The sequence below is a fragment of the Planktothrix sp. FACHB-1355 genome (genome assembly GCF_014748295.1).
Classification (GTDB): Bacteria; Cyanobacteriota; Cyanobacteriia; order Cyanobacteriales; family Aerosakkonemataceae; genus Aerosakkonema; species Aerosakkonema funiforme_A.
Genome location: NZ_JACJUP010001288.1, coordinates 1 through 1,806 on the forward strand (window position 1 = coordinate 1; position 1,806 = coordinate 1,806).

Annotated in this window: 2 protein-coding genes; both read left to right on the plus strand. The window is 44.7% G+C overall.

What is annotated here, in order from left to right:
* Positions 1–340: HAMP domain-containing sensor histidine kinase (locus tag H6S82_RS31660; RefSeq protein WP_191057377.1), on the plus strand; the 340-nt coding region annotated here is incomplete at its 5' end.
* A 189-nt stretch (positions 341–529) separates the two neighbouring features.
* A partial coding sequence (locus tag H6S82_RS31665; RefSeq protein WP_191057378.1) for a GAF domain-containing protein occupies positions 530–1,806 on the plus strand: 1,277 nt, incomplete at its 3' end.

Consider the following 1,806-nt stretch of genomic DNA (forward strand, 5'->3'; position numbering starts at 1 on the left):
ACATCGCGATCGCAAACGCACCATCTCTCAAATGGAAGCAGAACCCAGCCAAATTACTATCCAGACACAATTTATACCTAAACATACAGGCGATCGACCTTGGGTGAGAATTAAGATTGCTGACAACGGCCCTGGGATGACAGCAGATGTCATCTCCCGCATTTACGATCCGTTTTTCACTACCAAAGAACCGGGCAAGGGAACTGGTTTGGGGTTGGCCATCAGTTATCAGATTCTCGTGGAAAAGCACGGGGGAGTACTAAAATGTATGTCCGAACCTGGAAACGGTACAGAGTTTTGGATTGAAATTCCCATCAGCCGCTCGCCAATTAGCAATTAAATTAAAAATAACAAAACATTGCTAAGTCTTTGCGGACAACAATCTTAGTTTAAAGTGGCTTTAACTATGCGATCGTCCCAGTTATCTCAATCTAAAACCTAAAATCTAAAATTGTATAAGCGTGCATCACGGTCGGCCATCCCATTGCCACAAAGAGATTAACTTTTGAACTTGATTGCCAAACATAAAGTGTCTCAAATACCCAAAAAACAAAATCCACCTGAACTACTGCGGTTTTTAGAACATTCAAATGACATTTTAGTAGAATATGACCGGAGTTTACGTTATGTCTGGATTAATCAGACAGGCGCAAAACTACTGGGCTTGACGCTTGAAGAAGCCATCGGTAAAACTAATCGGGAATTGATTGGCTCTGCCGCAGAGCATCTCGAAATAATCTTGCAAGAGGTATTTAAAAAAAACGAAAAAGTGCAGGTAGATTGGGAAATTAATCTCCCATCGGGGACACGAATTTATAACTCAATTTATACCCCAATTACAGATCCCTCTGGAGCAGTGACATCCGTAATTGGCGTTTGCCGTGATATCACGGAATTGAGAGCGTTACAGCAGACATCAGAACAAATGCTAGCTGCTGCCTACAATCAAGTCGAGCAACGCAAAGTATTAGCTGAGGTGATTGCCAGAATTCGCAAACCCCTGGATCTCGATCGCATCTTTACAGCCACGGCCAAAGAAGTTAGACAGCTGCTGAAAGCCGATCGGGTAGCAGTGTATCAATTTTATCTCGACAGCGGCTACAACGATGGCGAATTTGTCTCGGAAGATGGGGCAGTAGGTTTGCCTTCTGCCTTAGAAGCTAGGGTTCGCGACAGCTGCTTTGGGGAGCGATATGCAGTGCATTACGAGCAAGGACAAATTCAAGCAGTTGCCGATATTTATAACGCTGGACTGAGCGACTGTCACATCCATATTTTGTCACAATTTCAGGTAAAAGCAAACTTGGTTGTTCCCTTACTGAAAGCTAAAAAGTTATGGGGATTGCTCTGCATTCATCAATGTACAAAACCGCGTCATTGGCAAGCAACAGAGATAGAATTTGTCACTCAAATTGCCGATCATTTGGGAGTAGCTCTAGAGCAAATCGAGTTACTCGCTCAAACACGAGCCTCAGCAGCACAACTCGCCCAAGCACTCCAGGATTTGCAAAGAACACAAGCTCAACTAATTCAAACCGAAAAAATGTCCAGTTTGGGGCATTTAGTAGCTGGTGTAGCGCATGAAATCAACAACCCAGTCAACTTTATCTACGGCAATCTCACACACGCGAGCGACTACACCAACGACCTGCTCGACCTGCTGCACCTCTACCAGCGGTACTGCACCCATCCCCATTCGGAAATTCAAGAGCGCAGCGAAGAAATCGATCTGGAATTTATCGCCAATGATTTGCCGAAGCTCCTCAACAGCATGAAAGTCGGTGCTGACCGCATCCGCCAACTTGT